The sequence below is a fragment of the Bradyrhizobium acaciae genome, assembly GCF_020889785.1.
Classification (GTDB): domain Bacteria; phylum Pseudomonadota; class Alphaproteobacteria; order Rhizobiales; family Xanthobacteraceae; genus Bradyrhizobium; species Bradyrhizobium acaciae.
In genome coordinates this window covers 1-22,599 of record NZ_JACMYK010000118.1, presented here as the reverse complement: position 1 = coordinate 22,599, position 22,599 = coordinate 1, and the positions used below count along the sequence as shown (strand labels likewise).

Annotated in this window: 19 protein-coding genes and 2 pseudogenes; 19 read left to right on the top strand and 2 right to left on the bottom strand. The window is 64.8% G+C overall.

Annotated features, from left to right (window positions below; translation table 11 throughout):
• Both H8A92_RS31040 and H8A92_RS31035 read left to right on the top strand, forming a co-directional pair.
• A partial coding sequence (locus tag H8A92_RS31040) for an autotransporter outer membrane beta-barrel domain-containing protein (protein ID WP_229199249.1) occupies positions 1–3,391 on the top strand: 3,391 nt, incomplete at its 5' end.
• A 133-nt stretch (positions 3,392–3,524) separates the two neighbouring features.
• Positions 3,525–4,343, top strand: coding sequence for an alpha/beta fold hydrolase (locus H8A92_RS31035; RefSeq protein ID WP_229199248.1), 819 nt, complete (start codon positions 3,525–3,527; stop codon positions 4,341–4,343).
• On the opposite strand, the pseudogene H8A92_RS41085 reads toward H8A92_RS31035, so the two are convergent.
• Positions 4,340–5,631: pseudogene (locus H8A92_RS41085) on the bottom strand (spinster family MFS transporter). The gene H8A92_RS31035 and the pseudogene H8A92_RS41085 sit on opposite strands and share 4 nt — an antisense overlap.
• A gap of 48 nt (positions 5,632–5,679) precedes the next feature.
• Complete coding sequence (locus H8A92_RS31020) at positions 5,680–6,870, bottom strand: aromatic ring-hydroxylating dioxygenase subunit alpha (RefSeq protein ID WP_229199245.1); 1,191 nt, start codon at positions 6,868–6,870, stop codon at positions 5,680–5,682.
• A 132-nt stretch (positions 6,871–7,002) separates the two neighbouring features.
• On the opposite strand from H8A92_RS31020, the gene H8A92_RS31015 reads away from it, so the two are divergent.
• The 17 genes and pseudogenes from H8A92_RS31015 to H8A92_RS30935 form a co-directional block, all read left to right on the top strand.
• Positions 7,003–7,518: a MarR family winged helix-turn-helix transcriptional regulator gene (locus H8A92_RS31015; protein ID WP_229199244.1), complete on the top strand. Its 516-nt coding sequence runs from the start codon at positions 7,003–7,005 to the stop codon at positions 7,516–7,518.
• Between the two features lie 214 nt (positions 7,519–7,732).
• Positions 7,733–8,098: an NADH-quinone oxidoreductase subunit A gene (locus tag H8A92_RS31010; RefSeq protein WP_018271860.1), complete on the top strand. Its 366-nt coding sequence runs from the start codon at positions 7,733–7,735 to the stop codon at positions 8,096–8,098.
• On the top strand, positions 8,089–8,679 hold the full coding sequence (locus tag H8A92_RS31005) for a NuoB/complex I 20 kDa subunit family protein (RefSeq protein ID WP_163153433.1): 591 nt from the start codon (positions 8,089–8,091) through the stop codon (positions 8,677–8,679). The genes H8A92_RS31010 and H8A92_RS31005 overlap by 10 nt, the downstream gene beginning before the upstream one ends.
• Before the next feature lie 10 nt (positions 8,680–8,689).
• Positions 8,690–9,307, top strand: a complete 618-nt coding sequence (locus H8A92_RS31000; RefSeq protein WP_229199243.1) for an NADH-quinone oxidoreductase subunit C — start codon at positions 8,690–8,692, stop codon at positions 9,305–9,307.
• Complete coding sequence (locus H8A92_RS30995) at positions 9,304–10,500, top strand: NADH-quinone oxidoreductase subunit D (RefSeq protein WP_229199242.1); 1,197 nt, start codon at positions 9,304–9,306, stop codon at positions 10,498–10,500. Before H8A92_RS31000 ends, H8A92_RS30995 begins: the two co-directional genes overlap by 4 nt.
• A gap of 43 nt (positions 10,501–10,543) precedes the next feature.
• Entirely contained in the window at positions 10,544–11,155 is a 612-nt protein-coding gene (nuoE, locus tag H8A92_RS30990) for an NADH-quinone oxidoreductase subunit NuoE (protein WP_163153441.1), read from the top strand.
• The gene (locus H8A92_RS30985) at positions 11,155–11,367 is read left to right on the top strand and encodes a hypothetical protein (RefSeq protein WP_229199241.1); all 213 of its coding nucleotides are present in this window, start codon (positions 11,155–11,157) and stop codon (positions 11,365–11,367) included. The genes nuoE and H8A92_RS30985 overlap by 1 nt, the downstream gene beginning before the upstream one ends.
• Before the next feature lie 19 nt (positions 11,368–11,386).
• Positions 11,387–12,712 (top strand): NADH-quinone oxidoreductase subunit NuoF, encoded by a 1,326-nt coding sequence (gene nuoF, locus H8A92_RS30980; protein WP_229199240.1) that lies wholly within the window; start codon positions 11,387–11,389, stop codon positions 12,710–12,712.
• A 9-nt stretch (positions 12,713–12,721) separates the two neighbouring features.
• Positions 12,722–14,797, top strand: coding sequence for an NADH-quinone oxidoreductase subunit NuoG (gene nuoG, locus H8A92_RS30975; RefSeq protein ID WP_229199239.1), 2,076 nt, complete (start codon positions 12,722–12,724; stop codon positions 14,795–14,797).
• 10 nt (positions 14,798–14,807) lie between these two features.
• The gene (gene nuoH / locus H8A92_RS30970) at positions 14,808–15,878 is read left to right on the top strand and encodes an NADH-quinone oxidoreductase subunit NuoH (RefSeq protein ID WP_229199238.1); all 1,071 of its coding nucleotides are present in this window, start codon (positions 14,808–14,810) and stop codon (positions 15,876–15,878) included.
• A gap of 7 nt (positions 15,879–15,885) precedes the next feature.
• Positions 15,886–16,380 (top strand): NADH-quinone oxidoreductase subunit NuoI, encoded by a 495-nt coding sequence (gene nuoI, locus H8A92_RS30965; RefSeq protein WP_097673576.1) that lies wholly within the window; start codon positions 15,886–15,888, stop codon positions 16,378–16,380.
• Between the two features lie 9 nt (positions 16,381–16,389).
• Complete coding sequence (locus tag H8A92_RS30960) at positions 16,390–17,028, top strand: NADH-quinone oxidoreductase subunit J (protein WP_163153452.1); 639 nt, start codon at positions 16,390–16,392, stop codon at positions 17,026–17,028.
• Entirely contained in the window at positions 17,025–17,333 is a 309-nt protein-coding gene (nuoK, locus tag H8A92_RS30955) for an NADH-quinone oxidoreductase subunit NuoK (RefSeq protein ID WP_016841823.1), read from the top strand. The genes H8A92_RS30960 and nuoK overlap by 4 nt, the downstream gene beginning before the upstream one ends.
• A gap of 8 nt (positions 17,334–17,341) precedes the next feature.
• Positions 17,342–19,414, top strand: a complete 2,073-nt coding sequence (nuoL, locus tag H8A92_RS30950; protein ID WP_229199237.1) for an NADH-quinone oxidoreductase subunit L — start codon at positions 17,342–17,344, stop codon at positions 19,412–19,414.
• Positions 19,415–20,929, top strand: coding sequence for an NADH-quinone oxidoreductase subunit M (locus H8A92_RS30945; RefSeq protein ID WP_229199236.1), 1,515 nt, complete (start codon positions 19,415–19,417; stop codon positions 20,927–20,929). It abuts the gene before it with no gap.
• A 10-nt stretch (positions 20,930–20,939) separates the two neighbouring features.
• Complete coding sequence (nuoN, locus tag H8A92_RS30940) at positions 20,940–22,376, top strand: NADH-quinone oxidoreductase subunit NuoN (protein ID WP_229199235.1); 1,437 nt, start codon at positions 20,940–20,942, stop codon at positions 22,374–22,376.
• A gap of 60 nt (positions 22,377–22,436) precedes the next feature.
• A pseudogene (locus H8A92_RS30935) lies at positions 22,437–22,599 on the top strand (biotin--[acetyl-CoA-carboxylase] ligase); the annotation flags it as partial.

Genomic DNA, 22,599 nt, shown 5'->3' with positions numbered 1-22,599 from the left:
CGGCGGCGGCGGCGGCTCCAGCGGCAATGACGGCGGCACTTGCGGGAATACCGGCGGCTTCGGTGCCGGCAATGGCGGCAACGATTCTCAAGGTGGCGCTGGCGGCGGACTCGGTGCGGGCGGCGCCGTGTTCGTTCAGGGTGGTGGAACGCTCAATGTTGCCGGTACCTTCACGGTCAACGGCAACAGCGTCAACGGTGGGACGGGTGGTGTCGGTGCCGGCAATGGCTCCGCGCTCGGCGCGGGCATGTTCCTGCAGGGCAACGGGACGCTGACCTTCAATCCCGCGGCCGGGCAGAACCAGATCGTCTCCGATGTCATCGCCGACCAGACCGGCAGCGGCGGCACCGGCGTCAATGCCGGCAGCTGGAGTCTGGCCAAGACGGGGCTCGGTACGCTGACACTGACCGCCGCGAACACCTATTCGGGCGGCACGACCGTGAGCGGCGGCCTGATCAACTTCAACGCAGCGAGCAATTTCGGCTCGGGCAACATCACGCTCAATGGTGGTGGGTTGCAGTGGGCGAGCGGCAACACTGCCGACATCTCCGGGCGGCTGAACGCGATCGGCTCCGGCGGCGCCACGTTGGACTATAACGGCAATGCCGTGACGCTCGCGACGGCGCTTACCGGCACAGGCGGCGTGACGGTCACGAACTCCGGCGGCGCCGGCGCGCTGAGCCTGACGGGGGCGGCAAGCTATTCCGGCGCGACGACCGTCAATTCCGGCGCGACGCTGGCGCTGTCGACTTTCGGCAGCATCGCGAGTTCGAGCGTCGTGACGGTCAATGGCACATTCGATATTTCGGCCTCGTCATACTTTTTCAGCGCGATCACGACGCTGGCAGGCAGCGGATCGGTCGCGCTCGGCAGCAAGGCGTTGGTGATCACCGGCGGTTCGACGGAGTTTTCCGGTGCGATCAATGGCTCGGGCGGCCTGGAAATTGCTGGTGGCACGCAGACCCTGTCCGGAGTCAATGGCTATGGTAGTGCCACCCAGATCGATGCCGGAGCAACGCTGGCGCTCAAGGGCAGCGGCTCAATCGCCAATTCGGCCTACGTCGCATTTGCTCCGGGCGCCGGCATTGGCACGTTCGACATTTCGCAGACCAACAGCGGTGCCAGCGTCGCCGGCCTGTATGATCCGACCGGCGGCAGCGTCGTGTCCCTCGGCGGCAAGACGCTGACCATCACCCGCAATGCGAGCCCCTACGACGGCGTCATCCAGGATGGCGGCATTGGCGGCGGCACCGGCGGCAATGTGACGATCGCCGCTGGCGGTCTGGCGATCTTCGGCGGCCTCAACACCTATACCGGTCTGACCACGATCAACGGCGGCGGCCAGCTCGACCTGACAAGCGGCGGCAGTATCGCGTCCTCGAAGGCCGTGATCAACGACGGCGTCTTCGACATATCGCGCGCGGGTGGCGGCGTCTCGATCAACAGTCTTTCCGGGACCAGCATCTTCGGCGCCGTCAACCTCGGAGCCAATACGCTGACCTTCGCCAATGCCAACGGAACCTTTGCGGGTGTCATACGGGACGGCGGCGCGGGCGGCGGTGTGGTGATGGCCGGCGGCAAGGAAATCCTGACCGGCATCAATACCTACACCGGCTCGACCACCATCAACGGCGGTACGTTGGAAGTGGACGGCTCGATCGCCAACTCGCCGAAAGTGACAGTCAATTCCGGCGGCACCTTGAGCGGTACCGGCACCGTCGGTTCCGAGCCCGTCGTCTTTTTCCACGACGGCGTCACGCCGACATTGTCAGGCGCCAACGCCGGCGGCACCTTGAGGGGCGGCTTCGTCATTGCGGCACCCACGACCATCATGAGCGGCGGCACGCTCGCGCCCGGCAGTGCTGCAGACCCCACCGGCACACTGACGATCGGCGGCAGTCTCGCCTTCCAATCCGGCGCGATCTATCAGGTGCACGTGACGCCGACCGCTGCGGCATCGACCAGTCTCAACGCGAACGCAACACTTGGCGGCGCGACCGTCAATGCAGTGTTCGCCAACGGCGGCTATATCTCCAGGCAGTACACCATCCTGACTGCGGCGGGCGGAATATCAGGCACCTTTGCGTCCACCATCGCCAATACGAACCTGCCACAGAATTTCAGCGACACGCTGAGCTACGACGCCACCCACGCCTATCTCAATCTGACGCTGGGCTTTACGCCGCCTCCGAACTTTGGCGGCGGCCTTTCCATCAACCAGCAGAACGTCGCCAACACGCTGGTCAACTATTTCAACACGACTGGCGGCATTCAGACGGCGTTCGGCACGCTTGCGCCGGCCGGCCTGACGCAGGCTTCCGGCGAACTCGCGACCGGCTCACAGCAGACGACGTTCGATGCCATGAACCTGTTCATGGGACTGCTCACGGATCCCTTCATGAACCGCAGCGGCGGAGCGGGGGCGATACCGGGCGCGCCGGGCTACGCGGAGGAGGGCGAGGCGAGCGCCTATGCCGCAACAAAGAAGACCGACGCGTTCGCGATGTTCGCCAAGGCGCCACCGGCGCCGTCATTCGTGCCGCGCTGGAGCGTGTGGGCCGCAGGCTTCGGCGGTTCGCAATCGACCAGCGGCAATGCCGTTGTCGTCGGGTCGAACGACACCACCAGCAGCATCTATGGCACCGCGGTCGGCGCCGACTACCTGTTCTCGCCGAACACGATTGCGGGCTTTGCGATCGCGGGCGGCGGCACCAACTTCTCCGTGGTGAACAGCGGCAGCGGCCGATCCGATCTGTTCCAGGCCGGCGCCTATGTCCGCCACACCGAAGGGCCGGCGTATGTTTCTGCCGCGCTCGCTTATGGCTGGCAGGACATCACCACCGACCGCACCGTGACGGCTGCCGGCATCGACAAGCTCCGCGCCGAGTTCGATGCCAACGCCTATTCCGGCAGGCTGGAAGGCGGCTATCGGTTCGTGGCGCCGTGGACCGGCGGCGTCGGCATCACGCCCTATGCCGCGGGCCAGTTCACGAGTTTCGAACTGCCGGCCTACGCCGAGCGGGTGATCTCGGGTCTATCGACCTTTGCGCTGAATTATGCCGGCAAGAGCGTGACCGACCCGCGCAGCGAGCTCGGCCTCCGCACCGACAAGTCCTTCGCCGTTCAGGACGGCATGCTGATGCTGCGCACGCGTTTCGCCTGGGCTCACGACTACAATTCCAACCGCCTGGTTGCCGCGACCTTCCAGGCGCTGCCCGGCACCAGCTTCGTCGTCAACGGCGCGGCGCAGGCCAGCGACTCCGCGCTGACCACGGCATCGGTCGAGATGAAATGGCGAAGCGGATGGTCGGCGGCCGCGACGTTCGAAGGCGAGTTCTCCAACGTCACCTCGAGCTACGCCGGCAAGGGCGTGGTGCGGTATCAGTGGTGAGATCTTTTCCGCTGCGGACAGCCGACGTCACGCGCGTGATTACCTGAAGCGTAATCGCGCGAGCGAACTCCCTCTGCGATGGTCGGTGCATCGGCGGCGATGGCGCCGATCGATCCGCAAGGGGAAAGACATCATGGCTAGCCAAGCGCATCATGCGTCCGCCAAGGATGGCACGAAACTGTTCGTCCAGGATTGGGGCTCGGGTAGACCGGTGCTGCTGCTCTCGGCCTGGACGTTCAATTCCAGCGTCTGGGGCAGCCAGATCGTGGCGCTCAACGCCAAGGGCTATCGCTGCGTCGCGCCCGACCGGCGCGGCCATGGCCGTTCCGACATGCCGACGGCGGGGTACGACCTCGACACGCTGACCGATGACGTCGCTGCCGTGATCGAGCAGCACGATCTGCGCGACGTCACGATCGTCGCGCATTCGATGGGATCGATCGAGGCGGTGAACTATCTGGCGCGTCACGGCGCGGACCGGATCGCGCGGCTGGTGCTGGTGGCGCCGACCACTCCCTTCCTCATCCAGACCGAGGACAATCCGGACGCGGTGCCGCGAGCGATGGTCGAAGCGCAGAATGCCGCGATCGCGCAGGACTTCCCGAAATGGATGGGCGACAACGAGGCGCCGTTCTTCATGCCCGACACACCAGAGGCCACGCGGGCCTGGATCAGGGAGATGATGCTGAGCGTGCCGCTGCCGGTGGCGCTGGCCTGCCGCAAGACCATCTCCTTTGCCGATCTGCGCGCGGCGGCCAAAGCGATCGATCGCCCGACGTTGATCGTGCATGGCGACAACGATGCCAGCGCGCCGCTCGAACTGACTGGTGCGAAGACGGCGGCGCTGATCAGGGGCAGCAAGCTCGCCGTCTACGAAGGCGCGCCGCACGCTTTGCCGTTGACGCACAGCGCACGTTTGATGGCCGACCTGTTGGCTTTCATCGACAGCTAACTGGCGCGTGCGATATCCGTCCGGATCCATCGCGCCGCCCAGACGAACAGCAGCGCGCCGAGCGTGGTCGTCACTGCCGCCGACAGCAGCGAGTAGCGAACCGCGTCGGCGCCGTAGGCGCCTTTCAGGGCATCGTTGATCATGCCAACGGCGAGGGGACCGACGCCCTGGCCGAAACAGGTCGCGGTCAGCAGCACGATCGCCGAGGCCAGCGCGCGCATGCTGGGCTTTGCCACCGTCTGCGCGATCGCGAAGATCGGGCCGAGATGGAAGCCGACCATGAACGAGGTCAGCGCCAGCGTTGCGACCATCAGCGTGAAGCTTTGCGTCAGCATGCACAACGCGAACACCGGGCCGGCGAGGCCGGACATGATCGCCGGCGCCCATAGTTTCCAGCGGTCGTCGCGGCGGCCGATCTGGGCCACCACGAGGCCACCGATCAGCGTGCCCGCCATGCCGGCGAGCCCCTTGAAGGTGCCGGCATAGGTGCCGATCTCGGCGCTGCTGAGGTGATGGATGCGCGCCAGGAACGGCGGGATCCACGCCGCGGTAGCTTAGTTGGTGTAGGTCGTAAGACAGAAGCCGATCAGCACGATGACGAAGCTCGGCTGCGACATCAAAAACCCAGTGTCGGCCCGATCGGCTCGGCCTTGAAGGTCTCGGCCATCGCGCCGCGCTTCGGCTCGGAGATCGTCAGCCACAGCACCGCGGCGAGCGCGATGCCGGGGAGGCCTGCGGTGAAGAAGGCCATCCGCCAGCCGTAGTGCTGGTTGACATAGCCGCCGATGAAATAACCGAGGAAGACGCCGAGATAGGTGCCGATCGCGTAGATGCCGAGCGCGCGCGGACGTTCGTTCTTGTCGAAGAGATCGGCGATCATCGATTGCGAGGCTGGGGTACCGGCGGATTCCCCGATGCCGACGCCGACCCGCGCCAGCGCCAGCGTGGTGACGCTGGAGACGAGGCCGCACAGATAGGTCATCGCGCTCCAGAACGCGAAGGCAAGGGCGACGATGTTGCGGCGGTTGAGGCGATCGGCCATTCGCGCAATGGGAATGCCGAGCAGCGAATAGAACAGCACGAAGCCGAACCCGGCCAGCAGGCCCATCGTGGTGTCGCTGAGCGCGAACTCCTTCTTGATCGGCTCGATCAGCACATTGAAGATCGTGCGGTCGAGGAAGTTGAGGGCATAGATGATCGTGAGCAAGGCGAGGACGTAGTAGCGGCGAGCGGAAGGCGCGGCTGCGGCTTGCGCTGGCACAGCCGCCTGCGGTGCGACATCGACCATGACTTCCTTCCCCCGATTGTCGTTTCTTGTTTTGCTTGGGCGCGGGCCTCAGGCCTCTTGGATGTAATTCCCTGCTTCGAATTCGACAGGCCCCGAGTCCGTGTCGAACGACACGCCGATCGGGTTTCGGCCGGCGGCCATGGCCTCAAGCTGGTCGCCGAGCATCCGGCGGATCATCAGGATGCCGCGGTCGCTCTGGCCGAAATGCTCTTCCGAATGGATCGTCACCGGCCCCTGGCCGACCTGCGCCTCGTAGTCGCCGGGGAATTGCTGGTGCTCTTGCTCCGTCATGTCCCACCAGAACTTGCCGTTGAACTTCGAGCGCATGCGGCCGATATCGCCTGCATTCTTGACCCGGCCGGCGACATAGATGCGGAACGAGGTGTCGTCGATCGGCAAGGTCCAGCCGATCGATTCGACGCGGGCGAATTGCGCGACCCGCGGATTGGGCACGACGCGAAGCGTGGGGAGCGCGGCCTCGGTGACGCGGTAGAACACCTTGCCGTCGTCCTGCCGACGGATCGAGCGCACCGCGACGCCGCGCGGCGACATCTCGAACTTCACCTCGGGCATCGAGGCCATCATGTTGGTGAATTGCGGCCCGGAGAACGAGCCGTGCAGCACCGGCACGTGGTAGGGGTCCACCACGTTCTCGAAATGCTGTAGCCAGTTGCAGGGAATCACCGCAGGGCCGCCGCCGCCGATCGAGGAATCGTCGGCCTCGACGAACTCGCCGTCGTCCATCCTCTCCAGGCACTCGTAGCGCGGCAGCACCGGCTTCTTCTCGGCCGGGCCCATATAGGCGAAGATCAGGCCGTAGCGTTCCTGCACCGGATACCAGGGCTGGCGCACCTTGTCCTTGAACAGGCCGCCGTCGGGTTCGCAGGGCTGTTCGAGGCAGCGGCCCTCGGTGTCGAACTTCCAGCCGTGATAGCAGCAGCGGATGCCGTCTTCCTCGACCTTGCCGTAATAGAGTGTGGTGCCGCGATGGCAGCAGCGCGCGTGCAGCAGGCCGACCCGGCCATGCCTGTCGCGGAACAGGATCAGGTCCTCACCGAGCGCACGGGCTTTTCTGGGGATATCGGTGGCGTCGCCGACGAGGCCGATCGGGTGCCAGTAGCGGCGCAACAGCTCGCCCATCGGCGTGCCGCGGACCACCGAGGTGAGCTCGGTCCGGTTGGTGGACGGCTTCATCGCATAGGCCGTGCCGAGGTCGCGGTCCCGCTGGGTGATCGTCATCTATGTCTCCTCCGGCCGCTGGTCTGACGCCCGCGGCCATTTCATCGTTGATAAAGTCAACGGGATATCGATGACAATGTCAACGATCTCGTCTAGCTTGGCAGCGACCGGCTTTGTTGGCAGAGGTTGGCGATGACCGAGAAGCTCAGGAGAGAGAGCGCCTTGCCGCCGGAGGTGGTTGTCGACGCTGAATTGGCGCCGGTCACCGCGATGATGTCGTCGCGGCTGATGGTGCTGGCGAACCTGCTCAGGCGCGGCGCGATGCTGCGCTACAAGCGCCTGACCGGACTGTCTTCGGTCGAGTTCGGCCTGGTCGTCTCGCTCGGCCGGCGGCCGCCTTTGAGCGTGGTGCGGCTGGCGGAGGCCGTCGGCATGGACAAGGGGCAGATCAGCCGCGCGCTCGCCGAGCTCGTGGCGCGCAAGCTGGTGTCGAAGGCGGCCAACCCGCGCGACAACCGGGAAACACTGATCTCCCTGACCAAGGCCGGCCTTGCCGCCCACGACGCCATCGTGGCCGGCGCGCAGGAGCGAAACCGGCGCCTGCTGGAACAGCTTGATCCACAGGAACTTGAATTGCTGCTTGGACACATCGACCGACTGACCGCAACGGCCGCCGAGATGCTCGCCACCGAGCGGGAGCTGGGCTGATATGGGGACGGCGCAGGGCACGGCATGGCCGCCACGGCGTTGGTCGTTGAGGCACGCGCATCCGCCCGATGAGGCCAAGAGCCGCGGGAAGGGACGGTAAAAGCGTCAAAATAGCTTGTCTTGCGCCCTCTGTTGCGCTGCGCTAAAGCCTCAAGAACAATTCCAATCAACGAATCTGCGGCACGTCCGAAACCGCAGCAAGAAGGCCTCGCCGATGACCGGCATCCTGCAGAATTACCTCCCACTTGTGGTCTTTATCGGAGTCGCGAGCCTGATCGGTCTGGCGCTCCTGATCGCGCCGTTCCTGGTCGCGTTCCAATCGCCTGATCCGGAAAAGCTGTCCGCCTATGAATGCGGATTCAACGCTTTCGACGACGCCCGTATGAAGTTCGACGTCCGGTTCTATCTGGTGGCGATCCTCTTCATCATCTTCGATCTCGAGGTGGCGTTCCTGTTCCCCTGGGCCGTGGCGTTCGGAAAGCTGGGTGCGACCGGCTTCTGGTCGATGATGGTGTTCCTGGCCGTGCTGACGGTCGGGTTCGCGTATGAATGGAAGAAAGGCGCGCTCGAATGGGATTGAGCCCCACCGCCGCAACCTCGCAGCCGGCGATCGCGCAGGCACCGAGAGGCATCCTCGATCCGTCGACCGGCAAGCCGGTCGGCGCCAATGATCCGTTTTTCCTCGAGGTCAATCACGAGCTGTCCGACAAGGGCTTCTTCGTCGCCGCCGCCGATGACCTCATCACCTGGGCGCGCACCGGCTCGTTGATGTGGATGACCTTCGGTCTCGCCTGCTGCGCGGTCGAGATGATGCAGGTCTCGATGCCGCGCTACGACGTCGAGCGCTTCGGCTTTGCGCCGCGCGCCTCGCCGCGGCAATCCGACGTGATGATCGTCGCGGGCACCCTGACCAACAAGATGGCGCCCGCGCTGCGCAAGGTCTACGACCAGATGCCGGAGCCGCGCTACGTCATCTCGATGGGCTCCTGCGCCAATGGCGGCGGCTACTACCACTACTCGTATTCGGTGGTTCGCGGTTGCGACCGCATCGTGCCGATCGACATCTACGTGCCGGGCTGTCCGCCCACGGCGGAGGCGCTGCTCTACGGCGTGCTGCTGCTGCAGAAGAAGATCCGCCGTATCGGCACTATCGAACGCTAAGGTTTCAGGCATGGACGACGGCAAGCTCGACGCCCTTGGGCAGACGATCGTGAGCGCGCTTCCGGGCGCCGCCACGGCGCACTCGGTCGCGTTCAATCAACTCACTATCGACGTCGAGATTGGCAGAATCGTGGACGTCGTGACTTTTCTGCGCGACGATCCGAACTGCCGCTTCGTCAACTTCACCGACGCGACCGCGGTCGACTATCCGAGCCGCGAGAAGCGCTTCGATGTCGTCTATCATCTGCTGTCGCCGACGCTGAACACCCGCATCCGCGTGCGCGGCGAGGCCGACGAGACCACGCAGGTGCCGTCGATCATCGGCGTCTTCCCGGGCGCCGACTGGTTCGAGCGCGAGACCTACGACCTCTATGGCGTGATCTTCATCGGCCACCCCGACATGCGCCGCCTGCTGACCGACTACGGCTTCGACGGCCATCCGCTGCGCAAGGACTTCCCGCTCACCGGCTTCGTCGAGGTTCGCTACGACGACCAGGAGAAGCGGGTGCTGTACGAGCCGGTCCGGCTCAACCAGGAATTCCGCAAGTTCGATTTCCTTTCGCCCTGGGAAGGCGCGGACTATCCGCTTCCCGGTGACGAGAAGGCCAAGGCGGAGCCGAAGCCATGAACGAGCAGCCGCAAAATCTTCGCAACTTCACCATCAACTTCGGTCCGCAGCATCCGGCGGCGCACGGCGTGTTGCGCCTGGTGCTGGAGCTCGACGGCGAAGTCGTCGAGCGCGTCGATCCGCATATCGGCCTGCTTCACCGCGGCACCGAGAAGCTGATCGAGCACAAGACCTATCTGCAGGCGATTCCGTATTTCGACCGGCTCGACTACGTCGCGCCGATGAACCAGGAGCACGCGTTCTGCCTCGCGGCGGAAAAGCTGCTCGGCATCACGGTGCCGCGCCGCGGCCAGTTGATCCGCGTGCTCTATTGCGAGATCGGCCGCATCCTGTCGCATCTGCTCAACGTCACCACGCAGGCAATGGACGTCGGCGCGCTGACCCCGCCGCTGTGGGGCTTCGAAGAGCGCGAGAAGCTGATGGTGTTCTACGAGCGCGCCTCGGGCTCGCGCATGCACGCGGCGTTCTTCCGCGTCGGCGGCGTGCACCAGGACCTGCCGCCGAAGCTGATCGACGATATCGAGGCGTGGTGCGATCCGTTCCTCAAGGTGGTCGACGACCTCGATACGCTGTTGACCGGCAACCGCATCTTCAAGCAGCGCAACGTCGACATCGGCGTGGTGCCGCTGAAGGAAGCCTGGGAGTGGGGCTTCTCCGGCGTGATGGTGCGCGGTTCGGGCGCGGCCTGGGACCTGCGCAAGTCGCAGCCCTACGAGTGCTACGCCGAGATGGATTTCGATATTCCGATCGGCAAGAACGGCGACTGCTACGACCGCTACCTGATCCGCATGGAAGAGATGCGCCAGTCGGTGCGTATCATGAAGCAGTGCATCCAGAAGCTGAAGGCATCGGACGGGCACGGCCCGGTCGTGGTCGAGGACAACAAGATCGCGCCGCCGCGCCGCGGTGAGATGAAGCGCTCGATGGAAGCGCTGATCCATCACTTCAAGCTCTACACCGAAGGCGTCCACGTGCCGGCCGGCGAAGTCTACGCCGCGGTCGAGGCGCCGAAGGGTGAGTTCGGCGTCTATCTCGTCGCCGACGGCAGCAACAAGCCCTACAAGTGCAAGATCCGCGCGCCGGGCTTCGCCCATCTGCAGGCGATGGATCACATCTGCAAGGGCCATCTCCTGGCCGACGTTTCCGCCATCCTTGGCTCGCTGGACATCGTGTTCGGCGAGGTCGACCGGTGATGATGTCCGCATCCGCACCGCGCGCTAATTGAGAGTTTGATCGATGTCCGTCCGCCGCCTTGCCCCGAAGGAATTGCAGCCCGCGAGCTTCACGTTCACGGACGAGAATCTCGCCTGGGCCAAGAAGCAGATCGAGAAGTATCCGCCGGGCCGTCAGGCCTCGGCTGCGATCGCGATCCTGTGGCGCGTGCAGGAGCAGCATGACGGCTGGGTCTCGGAAGCGGCGATCCGCGCCGTCGCCGACCTGCTCGAGATGCCGCATATCCGCATGCTGGAGATCGCGACCTTCTACACCATGTTCCAGCTCTCGCCGGTCGGCAAGAAGGCGCATGTTCAGGTGTGCGGCACCACGCCGTGCCGGCTGCGCGGCGCCGCCGACCTGATCGAGGTCTGCCAGCATCGCATCCATCACGACCCGTTCCAGCTGTCGAAGGACGGCAACTTTTCCTGGGAAGAGGTCGAGTGCCTCGGTGCCTGCGTGAACGCGCCGATGGTGCTGATCTGGAAGGACACCTATGAGGACCTGACCAAGGAAAGCTTCGGCAAGGTGCTCGACGGCTTTGCCGCCGGCAATCCGCCGAAGCCGGGGCCGCAGACCGACCGTCAGTTCTCGGCCCCCGCAGGCGGGCCGACGACGCTGAAGGAAACCACCTGATGCGGGGCTCTCAGGTGCAGGCAAGCGGAACGGGGAGGGCGGCTGCGATGAAGGCCTGGCGCACGATCGCGCTGCATACCGCCGTCGCGGCCGGATTCATGTTCCTGCTGCAACGTTACGGCCTCAGCGCCACGCTGGAATCCAGCCTGTTGTGGGCCATCGTATTCGGCGGCTGCGCTGCCGGGCTCGCTTACTCCCAAGCCAATCGGTGATGTTCGGAAAGTTTTGAGCATGCTCGACGACAAGGACCGCATCTTCAAGAACCTCTATGGCCTCCATGATTGGGGCCTTGAGGGCGCGCGCCGCAGGGGCGCCTGGGATGGCACCAAGGGGATCATCGACAAGGGCCGCGACTGGATCATCAACGAGATGAAGGCGTCGGGCCTGCGTGGCCGTGGCGGCGCCGGCTTCCCGACCGGCATGAAGTGGTCCTTCATGCCCAAGGAATCCAAGGATGGCCGTCCGAGCTATCTCGTGGTCAATGCCGACGAGTCGGAGCCCGGCACCTGCAAGGACCGCGAGATCATGCGGCACGATCCGCATCTTCTGGTCGAGGGCTGCCTGCTCGCGAGCTTCGCGATGGGCGCGCATGCCTGCTACGTCTATATCCGCGGCGAATTCATCCGCGAGCGCGAGCGGCTCCAGGCGGCGATCGACCAGGCCTATGAGGCCAAGCTGGTCGGCAAGGACAACATCAACGGCTGGCCGTTCGACATCTATGTCGCGCACGGCGCCGGCGCTTACATCTGCGGCGAGGAAACCGCGCTGCTCGAGAGCCTCGAGGGCAAGAAGGGCCAGCCGCGGCTGAAGCCGCCGTTCCCGGCCAATGTCGGTCTCTATGGCTGCCCGACCACCGTCAACAACGTCGAGTCGATCGCGGTCGCGCCCGACATCCTGCGCCGCGGCGCCGCCTGGTTCGCCGGCATCGGCCGGCCGAACAATGTCGGCACCAAGCTGTTCTGCATCTCCGGCCACGTCGAGCGTCCCTGCAACGTCGAAGAGGCGATGGGGATTCCGTTCCGCGAGCTGATCGAGAAGCATTGCGGCGGCATTCGCGGCGGCTGGGACAATCTGAAGGCCGTGATCCCCGGTGGCTCGTCGGTGCGCATGGTGCCGGCCGATCAGATCATCGACACGCCGATGGACTTCGACAGCCTGAGCAAGTTGCGCTCGGGCCTCGGCACCGCGGCCGTGATCGTGATGGACAAGTCGACCGACCTGATCCGGGCGATCGCGCGCATCTCCTATTTCTACAAGCACGAGAGCTGCGGCCAGTGCACGCCGTGCCGCGAGGGCACCGGGTGGATGTGGCGCGTGCTGACCCGCATGGCCGAGGGCCGCGCCCACAAGCGCGAGATCGATATGCTGCTTGAGGTCACCAAGCAGGTCGAGGGACACACGATCTGCGCGCTCGGCGACGCGGCGGCGTGGCCGATCCAGGGCCTGATTGCGCATTTCCGTCACGAGATCGAAGAGCGCATCGATCAGTATTCGCACAAGGCCGATCTCGACGATCAGGGCGTTCGTGATCCCGTCCACATGGTCGCGGCGGAGTAGAGAAGAGACATGAGCAAGATCATCGTCGATGGCAAAGAGATCGATGTGCCGGCTGAGTACACGCTGTTGCAGGCGTGCGAGGCGGCCGGCGCCGAGATTCCGCGCTTCTGCTATCACGAGCGGCTGTCGATCGCCGGCAATTGCCGGATGTGCCTGGTCGAGGTGAAGGGCGGCCCGAAGCCGGTCGCCAGCTGCGCCTGGGCCGTGCGCGACTGCCGTCCGGGCCCGAAGGGTGAGCCGCCGGAGATCTCGACCCGTTCGCCGATGGTCAAGAAGGCGCGCGAAGGCGTGATGGAGTTCCTGCTGATCAACCATCCGCTGGACTGCCCGATCTGCGACCAGGGCGGCGAGTGCGACTTGCAGGACCAGGCGATGGGCTACGGCGTCGACACCAGCCGTTTCGCCGAGAACAAGCGCGCGGTCGAGGACAAGTATCTCGGCGCGCTGGTCAAGACCTCGATGAACCGCTGCATCCAGTGCACGCGCTGCGTTCGCTTCTCCGCCGAAGTTTGCGGCGCGCCGGAGATGGGCGCGACCGGTCGCGGCGAGGACATGGAGATCACGACCTATCTCGAGCACGCACTGAGCTCGGAGCTGCAGGGCAATCTGGTCGATATCTGCCCGGTCGGCGCGCTGACCTCGAAGCCCTATGCTTTCGCGGCGCGTCCGTGGGAGCTCGGCAAGACGCAGTCGGTCGACGTCATGGACGGCGTCGGCTCGGCGATCCGCGTCGACACCCGCGGCCGCGAGGTGATGCGCATCTTGCCGCGCATCAACGAGGCTGTGAACGAGGAGTGGATTTCCGACAAGACTCGTCACGTCGTCGACGGCCTGCGTACGCAGCGCCTCGACCGTCCCTATGTGCGCGAAAACGGTCAGCTCAAGCCTGCAACCTGGCAGGAGGCCTTCGCCGCCATCGCCGCCAAGGCCGGCCGCAGCGACGGCAAGCGGATCGGCGCGATCGCCGGCGATCTCGCCGCGGTCGATGAAATGTATGCGCTGAAGGAGCTGCTGGCGAAGTTCGGCTCGGTCAATCTGGCGGTGCAAGGCGGCGACGCCTTCGACGCCAAGGCGGGCCGGGGCTCCTACATCTTCAACCCGACCATTGCCGGCATCGACCAGGCCGATGCGATCCTGATCATCGGCTCGCATCCGCGCAAGGAAGCCGCCGTGCTGAACGCGCGGATCCGCAAGCGCTGGCGCACCGGCGGCCTCAAGGTCGGCATGATCGGCGCCAAGTCCGATTTCACCTATGACCATGAGTATCTCGGCGCAGGGACCGACACGCTCGCCGATCTCGCGGCCGGCAAGCACTCCTTTGCCGACGTGTTGAAGAACGCGCAGCACCCGATCATCCTGGTGGGCCCCGGTGCCTACACCAGGCACGACGGCGCGGCGGTGCTGGCGCAGGCCGCCAAGCTCGCCGCCGATGTCGGCGCGCTGAAGGACGGCTGGAACGGCTTTGCCGTGCTGCAGGATACCGCCTCGCGCGCCGGTGCGCTCGACATCGGCTTCTCGCCCGCGGCCGGCGGCCTGACCACGGCGCAGATGACGACCTTCGGCACGCTCGACGTGCTGTTCCTGCTCGGCGCCGACGAGATCAAGGCGCCGGACGGCACCTTCGTGGTCTATATCGGCACCCATGGCGACCAGGGCGCGCACCGCGCCGATGTGATCCTGCCGGGCGCGGCCTACACCGAGAAGTCCGGCATCTACGTCAACACCGAGGGGCGGGCGCAGATCGCCAACCGCGCCGCGTTCCCGCCGGGCGAAGCCCGCGAGGACTGGGCGATCATCCGCGCGCTGTCCGACGTGCTCGGCAAGAAGCTGCCGTTCGACTCGCTGCAGGCGCTGCGCCAGGCGATGTTCAAGACCTACCCGCATCTGATGCGGCTCGACCAGATCGAGGCCGGCAAGGCTGATGACGTCAAGGCGCTGGCGGGCAAGGGCGGTAGCGTCGACAAGGCGGCGTTCAAGCCGACGGTTGAGGATTTCTATCTGACCAACCCGATCGCGCGGGCCTCTGCCGTGATGGCGGAATGCTCGCGGCTGGCGTCGGGCCGAATGCTGACGGCAGCGGAGTGAGCGTGACCTGATGGCTGAATTCTTCGCAAGCTCGTTCTGGACCGGCTTCCTCTGGCCGCTGATCATCATGGTCGCGGAAAGCCTGCTGCTGCTCGTCGTGCTCCTGATCGCGATCGCCTACATCCTGCTCGCCGACCGCAAGATCTGGGCGGCGGTGCAGATCCGCCGCGGTCCCAACGTGGTCGGGCCGTTCGGATTGCTGCAATCCTTTGCCGACCTGCTGAAGTTCGTGCTGAAGGAGCCGGTGATTCCGTCCGGCTCCAACAAGGGCGTGTTCCTGCTGGCGCCGCTGGTGTCGTGCATCCTGGCACTGGCCGCCTGGGCGGTGATCCCGTTCAATCTCGGCTGGGTGATCTCCGACATCAATGTCGGCGTTCTCTATATCTTCGCGATCTCGTCGCTGTCGATCTACGGCATCATCATGGCCGGCTGGTCGTCGAATTCGAAGTACCCGTTCCTGGCGGCGCTGCGCTCCGCGGCGCAGATGGTGTCCTATGAAGTCTCGATCGGCTTCGTCATCATCACCGTGCTGCTCTGCGTCGGCTCGCTGAACCTGTCGGCGGTGGTCGAGGCCCAGAACACCCGCGGGCTCGCGCACCTGATAGGCCTGCCGCAGCTCACCATCCTGAACTGGTATGTGTGGCCGCTGTTCCCGATGTTCGTGGTGTTCTACGTCTCGGCACTGGCGGAAACCAACCGTCCGCCGTTCGACCTGGTCGAAGCGGAATCCGAGTTGGTCGCCGGCTTCATGACCGAATACGGCTCGACCCCGTATCTCCTGTTCATGCTCGGCGAGTATGTCGCGATCACCACGATGTGCGCGCTGGCGTCGATCCTGTTCCTGGGCGGCTGGCTGCCGCCGGTCAATCTGCCGCCGTTCACCTGGATTCCGGGCATCGTCTGGTTCGCCCTGAAGGTGTTCTTCATGTTCTTCATGTTCGCGATGGCGAAGGCGATCGTGCCGCGCTACCGCTACGATCAACTGATGCGGCTCGGCTGGAAGGTGTTCCTGCCGTTGTCGCTGGCAATGGTGGTGATCGTGGCCGGCGTGCTGCAGTTCGCCGGCATCGCGCCGAAGTGAGGCCGTCATGAGTGTCAATGTCAACGCAACAGCCCGCTCGCTTCTGCTGTCGGAATTCGTCTCGGCGTTCGTCCTCGCCATGCGTTATTTCTTCAAGCCGAAGCCGACGCTGAACTATCCCTTCGAGAAGGGCCCGATCTCGCCGCGCTTCCGTGGCGAGCATGCGCTGCGCCGCTATCCGAACGGCGAGGAACGCTGCATCGCCTGCAAGCTGTGCGAGGCGATCTGCCCGGCGCAGGCGATCACGATCGAGGCCGGCCCGCGCCGCAACGACGGCACCCGCCGCACGGTGCGTTACGACATCGACATGGTGAAGTGCATCTATTGCGGCCTGTGCCAGGAGGCATGCCCGGTGGATGCCATTGTCGAGGGGCCGAATTTCGAATTCGCGACCGAGACCCGCGAGGAACTCTACTATGACAAGGCGAAGCTGCTCGCCAATGGCGACCGCTGGGAGCGCGAGATTGCGAAGTCGATCGCGCTCGACGCGCCGTACCGGTGAGGTGAGGGCATGATCCTTCCGGCGCTGTTCTTCTATCTGTTTGCCGCGGCCTGCGTGGCCTCGGCGGTCATGGTGATTGTCTCGCGCAATCCCGTGCACTCCGTGCTGTTCCTGATTCTGGCCTTCGTCAACGCGGCCGGGCTGTTCATCCTGATGGGCGCCGAGTTCCTCGGGATGATGTTGATCGTGGTCTATGTCGGCGCCGTCGCGGTGCTGTTCCTGTTCGTGATCATGATGCTCGACGTCGACTTCGTCGAGTTGCGCGAGGGCTTCATCCAGTATCTCCCGATCGGCATCGTGATCGGCGGCATCTTCATGTTCGAGCTGCTGCTGGTGGTCGGCGCCTGGGTGATCAACCCGGCCGTGACCAAGACGATTACGGCGGCGATCCCGACCAATGTGAGCAACACCGAGGCGCTCGGCCTCGTGCTCTATACGAAGTACATCCATTACTTCCAGCTCGCCGGCATGGTGCTCCTGGTCGCGATGATCGGCGCCATCGTGCTGACGCTGCGCCACAAGGCCAACGTCAAGCGGCAGAACATCAACGTGCAGAACGCGCGCACGCCCGAAATGGCGATGGCGATGCGCAAGGTGGCGTCGGGGCAGGGCCTGCAGGATGCCGATGCGGCGGAGTGGGTGAAATGACGATCGGGCTAGGGCACTATCTGGCGGTCGCCGCGATCCTGTTCACGCTCGGGATCCTCGGCATCTTCCTCAACCGCAAGAACATCATCGTCATCCTGATGTCGATCGAGCTGATCCTGCTCTCGGTCAACATCAACCTGGTGGCGTTCTCGACCTTCCTCGGCGACATCGTCGGCCAGGTGTTCGCGCTGCTGGTGCTGACGGTGGCGGCGGCCGAGGCCGCGATCGGCCTCGCCGTGCTGGTGGTGTATTTCCGCAACCGCGGTTCGATCGCGGTTGAAGACGTCAATCTGATGAAGGGCTAGTCCGGCAAATGATACAGGCAATCGTATTCCTGCCTCTGCTGGGCGCAATCCTCGCAGGCATCATCGCCCTGACCGGCGCGCATGCGCGCTGCCCAAGCGGCGACACCGTCGACCATCACGACGACGCGCATGGCGATGCTCACGCGTCGGCGGCGCATGACGATCATGGTCACGATGATCATGGTCACGACGACCACCACGTCTCCGAGCCGCCGGCGGCCGGATCGCGGCTGGCTGAGCTGATCACGACGGGCTTGCTGTTCGTCTCGGCGGCGCTGTCCTGGTTTACGCTGGTCGATGTCGGCTTCATGCACCATGACGCGCGCGTCGTGCTGCTGCCCTGGATCACCTCGGGCGACCTCCAGGTGGCCTGGACGCTGCGGGTCGACACCCTGACCGCGGTGATGCTGGTCGTGGTCAACACCGTGTCCGCGCTCGTTCACCTCTATTCCATCGGCTACATGGACGAGGACCCGAACCGGCCGCGCTTCTTCGGCTATCTCTCGCTGTTCACCTTCGCGATGCTGATGCTGGTGACGTCGGATAACCTCGTGCAGCTGTTCTTCGGCTGGGAGGGCGTCGGTCTGGCGAGCTATTTGCTGATCGGCTTCTGGTACCAGAAGCCGTCGGCGAACGCGGCCGCGATCAAGGCTTTCGTGGTCAACCGCGTCGGCGACTTCGGCTTCGCGCTCGGCATCTTCGCGATCTTCGCGCTGGTCGGCTCGACCGATTTCGAGACCATCTTCCACGCCGCGCCCGGGCTGACCGGCAAGACCATCAACTTCTTCGGCCATCAGGTCGACGCGTTGACGCTGACCTGTCTGTTCCTGTTCATGGGCGCGATGGGCAAGTCGGCCCAGTTCCTGCTGCACACCTGGTTGCCGGACGCGATGGAAGGACCGACCCCGGTGTCGGCGCTGATCCACGCCGCGACCATGGTCACCGCCGGCGTCTTCATGGTGGCGCGGCTGTCGCCGCTGTTCGAGCTGTCGCCGACCGCGCAAGCGGTGGTGATGTTCTTCGGCGCGACCACGGCGTTCTTCGCTGCCACGATCGGCCTGGTGCAGAACGACATCAAGCGCATCGTCGCGTATTCGACCTGTTCGCAGCTCGGCTACATGTTCGTGGCGATGGGAGCAGGGGCCTATTCGGTCGGCATGTTCCACCTGTTCACGCACGCTTTCTTCAAGGCGCTGCTGTTCTTGGGCTCCGGCTCGGTGATCTACGCGATGCATCACGAGCAGGACATCCGCAACATGGGCGGCCTGTGGCGCAAGATCCCCTACACCTTCGCGGTGATGTGCATCGGCACCCTGGCGCTGACCGGTTTTCCGCTGTTCGCCGGCTACTTCTCCAAGGACGCGATCATCGAGGCCGCCTACGCCGCGCACAACCCGTTCGCGACCTACGCCTATCTGTTGACGATCGTGGCCGCCGGACTGACCTCGTTCTACTCCTGGCGTCTGATCTTCAAGACGTTCTTCGGCGAGCCGCACGACCAGAAGCACTACGAGGCGGCGCATGAGAGCCCGGTCTGGATGCTGGTGCCGATCGGCGTGCTCGCCGCCGGCTCGATCCTGGCCGGTCTGCCGTTCAAGGAAGTGTTCGCCAGTCCGCACGGCGTCGAGGAGTTCTTCCGCGAATCCGTCAAGATGAATCCGCACATCCTCGAGGACATGGAGCACATGCCGAGCTGGCTCGCGCCGCTGCCCACCGTGATGATGGCGCTCGGCCTGTTCGTCTCGTACCTGTTCTACATCCGCAGGCCGTACCTGCCGGTCGAGCTCGCGAACCAGCAGCCGATGCTGTACCAGTTCCTGCTCAACAAATGGTACTTCGACGAGCTGTACGACTGGATCTTCGTGCGTCCGGCGAAGTGGCTCGGCTACACGCTCTGGAAGAAGGGCGACGGCTTCATCATCGACGGCTTCGGTCCCGACGGCGTCTCGGCCCGCGTGCTCGACGTCACCCGCAATGTCGTGAAATTGCAGACCGGCTACCTCTATCACTACGCATTCGCGATGCTGATCGGGGCCGCCGGATTGATCACCTGGTTCATGTTCGGCTTGGGAGGCCAGTAAATGACAACCTGGCCCATCCTTTCCGTCACGACCTTCCTGCCGGCGGTCGGCGCGATCCTGGTCTACCTGCTGGCGCGCGGTGGCGACGAGAGCGCCAACCGCACGGCGCGGTGGATCGCGCTGTGGACCACGCTGATCACCTTCGCGGTGTCGCTGATCCTGGTCGCGCGCTTCGATCCGGCCTCGACCGACTTCCAGTTCGTCGAGAAGGCGTCCTGGCTCGCCACCGGCATCACCTACCACATGGGCGTCGACGGCATCTCGCTGCCGCTGCTCATCCTGACCACCGCGATCATGCCGCTCTGCATCATCGCGAGCTGGAGGTCGGTGACGCAGCGCGTCGGCGAATACATGATGGCGTTCCTGATCCTGGAAACGCTCATGATCGGCACCTTCTCGGCGCTCGACCTCGTGCTGTTCTACCTGTTCTTCGAGGGCGGCCTGATCCCGATGTTCCTGATCATCGGCGTCTGGGGCGGCCCGCGCCGGGTCTACGCGTCGTTCAAGTTCTTCCTCTACACCTTCCTCGGCTCGGTGCTGATGCTGCTCGCCATCATGGCGCTGTACTGGAACGCCGGCACCACCGACATCCCGACCCTGATGCACACCGCGGTGCCGCGGTCGATGCAGACCTGGGCTTGGTTGGCGTTCTTCGCCTCGTTCGCGGTGAAGATGCCGATGTGGCCGGTGCACACCTGGCTGCCTGATGCGCATGTCGAGGCGCCGACGGCGGGCTCGGTGATCCTGGCCGCGATCCTGCTGAAGATGGGCGGCTACGGCTTCCTGCGCTTCTCGCTGCCGATGTTCCCGCTGGCCTCGCACGACTTCGCGCCGTTCGTGTTCACGCTGTCCGTCATCGCCATCATCTACACCTCGCTGGTGGCGATGATGCAGGAGGACATGAAGAAGCTGATCGCGTACTCCTCGGTCGCGCATATGGGCTTCGTCACCATGGGTATCTTCGCGGTGACGACGCAGGGCGTCGCCGGCGGTATGTTCCAGATGATCTCGCACGGCATCGTCTCCGGCGCGCTGTTCCTCTGCGTCGGCGTCGTCTACGACCGCATGCACACCCGCGAGATCGCGGCCTATGGCGGCCTCGTCAACCGGATGCCACTCTATGCGCTGACCTTCATGGTCTTCACTATGGCCAATGTCGGTCTACCCGGCACCTCCGGCTTCGTCGGTGAATTCATGACGCTGCTCGGCACCTTCAAGATCTCGCTGCCGACGGCGTTCTTCGCCACTACGGGCGTGATCCTGTCGGCCTGCTACGCGCTCTGGCTCTACCGCAAGGTGGTGTTCGGCGCGCTGGTCAAGCCGTCCTTGATGTCGATCAAGGATCTGACGTTCCGCGAATGCGTGACGCTGTTCCCACTGATCGCGCTGACCATCCTGTTCGGCGTCTATCCGAAGCCGGTGCTCGACATGTCGGCGGCCTCGGTGCAGCAGCTCGTCAACAATTACCAAACCGCCGTGACTGCCGTGAAGGCAGCCGCGCTGACCGTCCAGTAAGGCCCTCGTCATGAGCTTTTCCAGTGCAGGTTATCAGTTGCAGCCGGTGCTGCCGGAGCTGGTGCTCGCGGTCGGCGCCATGGTGCTGTTGATGATCGGGGCCTATCGCGGGCAGGGGACGACCCGGCTGATCACCACGCTCGCGGTGTGTCTCCTGGTCCTGACCGGCGTGCTGGAGCTTTGGCTGCCGGCCGGCAAGCTCGTGACCTTCGGCGGCAGCTTCGTCGTCGACGATTTCGCCCGCTTCCTGAAGATCCTTGCTTTGATCGCCTCGGCGGCGACGCTGATCCTGTCGACCGAGTACCTGTCTCAGCCGTCGACCCGCAACTTCGAGTTCTCGATCCTGGTGCTGCTGTCGACGCTCGGCATGATGGTGCTGATCTCGGCCGGCGACCTGATTTCGCTCTATCTCGGCCTCGAGCTGATGAGCCTTGCGCTCTACGTCGTCGCCGCCAGCCAGCGCGACAATGCCAAGTCGAGCGAGGCCGGGCTGAAGTATTTCGTGCTCGGCGCGCTGTCGTCGGGCATGCTGCTCTATGGCGCCTCGCTGATCTACGGCTTCACCGGCACCGTCAGCTTCGCCGGTATCGCGGCGGCCGCCACCACCGGCAGCATCGGCATCGTGTTCGGCCTGGTGTTCCTGCTCGCCGGCCTCTGCTTCAAGGTCTCGGCGGTGCCGTTCCACATGTGGACGCCGGACGTCTATGAGGGCGCACCGACGCCGGTGACCGCCTTCTTCGCCTCCGCCCCGAAGGTCGCCGCGCTTGCCGTGTTCACTCGTGCGACGCTGACCGCGTTCCCGGGCATCGTCACCCAGTGGCAGCAGATCCTGGTGTTCGTGGCGATCGCCTCGATGGCGCTGGGCTCGTTCGCGGCGATCGGCCAGTCCAACATCAAGCGGCTGATGGCCTATTCCTCGATCGGCCATATGGGCTTTGCGCTGGTCGGCCTTGCCGCCGGAACGGTCGAGGGCGCGCAGGGCGTGCTGGTCTACATTGCGATCTATGTCGCGATGACGCTCGGCACTTTCTCCATCATCCTGGCCATGAAGCGGAACGGCCAGGCGGTCGAGCAGATCAGCGATTTCGCCGGCCTGTCCCGCACCAACCCGCTGCTCGCCTTCACCTTCGCGATGCTGCTGTTCTCGCTGGCCGGCGTGCCGCCGCTCGCGGGCTTCTTCGGCAAATGGTACGTGTTCGTCGCAGCGATCAAGGCAAACCTGTTCACGCTCGCAGTGATCGGCGTGCTGACCAGCGTGGTGGGCGCGTTCTACTATCTGTCGATCGTCAAGGTGATGTATTTCGACCAGCCGCTCGGCAAGCTCGATCCGGTCCGCGTCGAGCTGCGCACCGTTCTTGCGGTCGCCGGCATCTTCAACATCTTCTTCTTCGCCTATCCGGGCCCGCTGGTGAGCGTGGCCACGGCGGCGGCGAAGTCGCTATTCTGATGCGTACGGTTCCGAAACGGGATGCTGGCTTTCGGAACGGATCATGCGCATGACTCCGACATGACCTTCACGCTCGGACCCCGGGCCATTGCGGCGGGCTATCGGCTCGTCGCCTTCGACCAGATCGGCTCGACCAATGCCGAGGCGATGCTGCGCGCCCGCGACGGCGAGCAGGGGCCGATGTGGTTCGTGACGCCGGAGCAGACCGCGGGCCGCGGGCGGC

Bases quoted from the DNA above. Each gene is read 5' to 3' on its own strand.
- nuoI (WP_097673576.1), top strand. From the start codon at position 15,886: ATGAGTGTCAATGTCAACGCAACAGCCCGCTCGCTTCTGCTGTCGGAA.
- H8A92_RS30960 (WP_163153452.1), top strand. From the start codon at position 16,390: ATGATCCTTCCGGCGCTGTTCTTCTATCTGTTTGCCGCGGCCTGCGTG.
- nuoK (WP_016841823.1), top strand. From the start codon at position 17,025: ATGACGATCGGGCTAGGGCACTATCTGGCGGTCGCCGCGATCCTGTTC.
- nuoH (WP_229199238.1), top strand. From the start codon at position 14,808: ATGGCTGAATTCTTCGCAAGCTCGTTCTGGACCGGCTTCCTCTGGCCG.
- nuoG (WP_229199239.1), top strand. From the start codon at position 12,722: ATGAGCAAGATCATCGTCGATGGCAAAGAGATCGATGTGCCGGCTGAG.
- nuoN (WP_229199235.1), top strand. From the start codon at position 20,940: ATGAGCTTTTCCAGTGCAGGTTATCAGTTGCAGCCGGTGCTGCCGGAG.
- H8A92_RS31010 (WP_018271860.1), top strand. From the start codon at position 7,733: ATGACCGGCATCCTGCAGAATTACCTCCCACTTGTGGTCTTTATCGGA.
- H8A92_RS31035 (WP_229199248.1), top strand. From the start codon at position 3,525: ATGGCTAGCCAAGCGCATCATGCGTCCGCCAAGGATGGCACGAAACTG.
- H8A92_RS30985 (WP_229199241.1), top strand. From the start codon at position 11,155: ATGCGGGGCTCTCAGGTGCAGGCAAGCGGAACGGGGAGGGCGGCTGCG.
- nuoF (WP_229199240.1), top strand. From the start codon at position 11,387: ATGCTCGACGACAAGGACCGCATCTTCAAGAACCTCTATGGCCTCCAT.
- H8A92_RS31015 (WP_229199244.1), top strand. From the start codon at position 7,003: ATGACCGAGAAGCTCAGGAGAGAGAGCGCCTTGCCGCCGGAGGTGGTT.
- H8A92_RS30995 (WP_229199242.1), top strand. From the start codon at position 9,304: ATGAACGAGCAGCCGCAAAATCTTCGCAACTTCACCATCAACTTCGGT.
- nuoL (WP_229199237.1), top strand. From the start codon at position 17,342: ATGATACAGGCAATCGTATTCCTGCCTCTGCTGGGCGCAATCCTCGCA.
- nuoE (WP_163153441.1), top strand. From the start codon at position 10,544: ATGTCCGTCCGCCGCCTTGCCCCGAAGGAATTGCAGCCCGCGAGCTTC.
- H8A92_RS31005 (WP_163153433.1), top strand. From the start codon at position 8,089: ATGGGATTGAGCCCCACCGCCGCAACCTCGCAGCCGGCGATCGCGCAG.
- H8A92_RS31020 (WP_229199245.1), bottom strand. From the start codon at position 6,870: ATGACGATCACCCAGCGGGACCGCGACCTCGGCACGGCCTATGCGATG.
- H8A92_RS30945 (WP_229199236.1), top strand. From the start codon at position 19,415: ATGACAACCTGGCCCATCCTTTCCGTCACGACCTTCCTGCCGGCGGTC.
- H8A92_RS31000 (WP_229199243.1), top strand. From the start codon at position 8,690: ATGGACGACGGCAAGCTCGACGCCCTTGGGCAGACGATCGTGAGCGCG.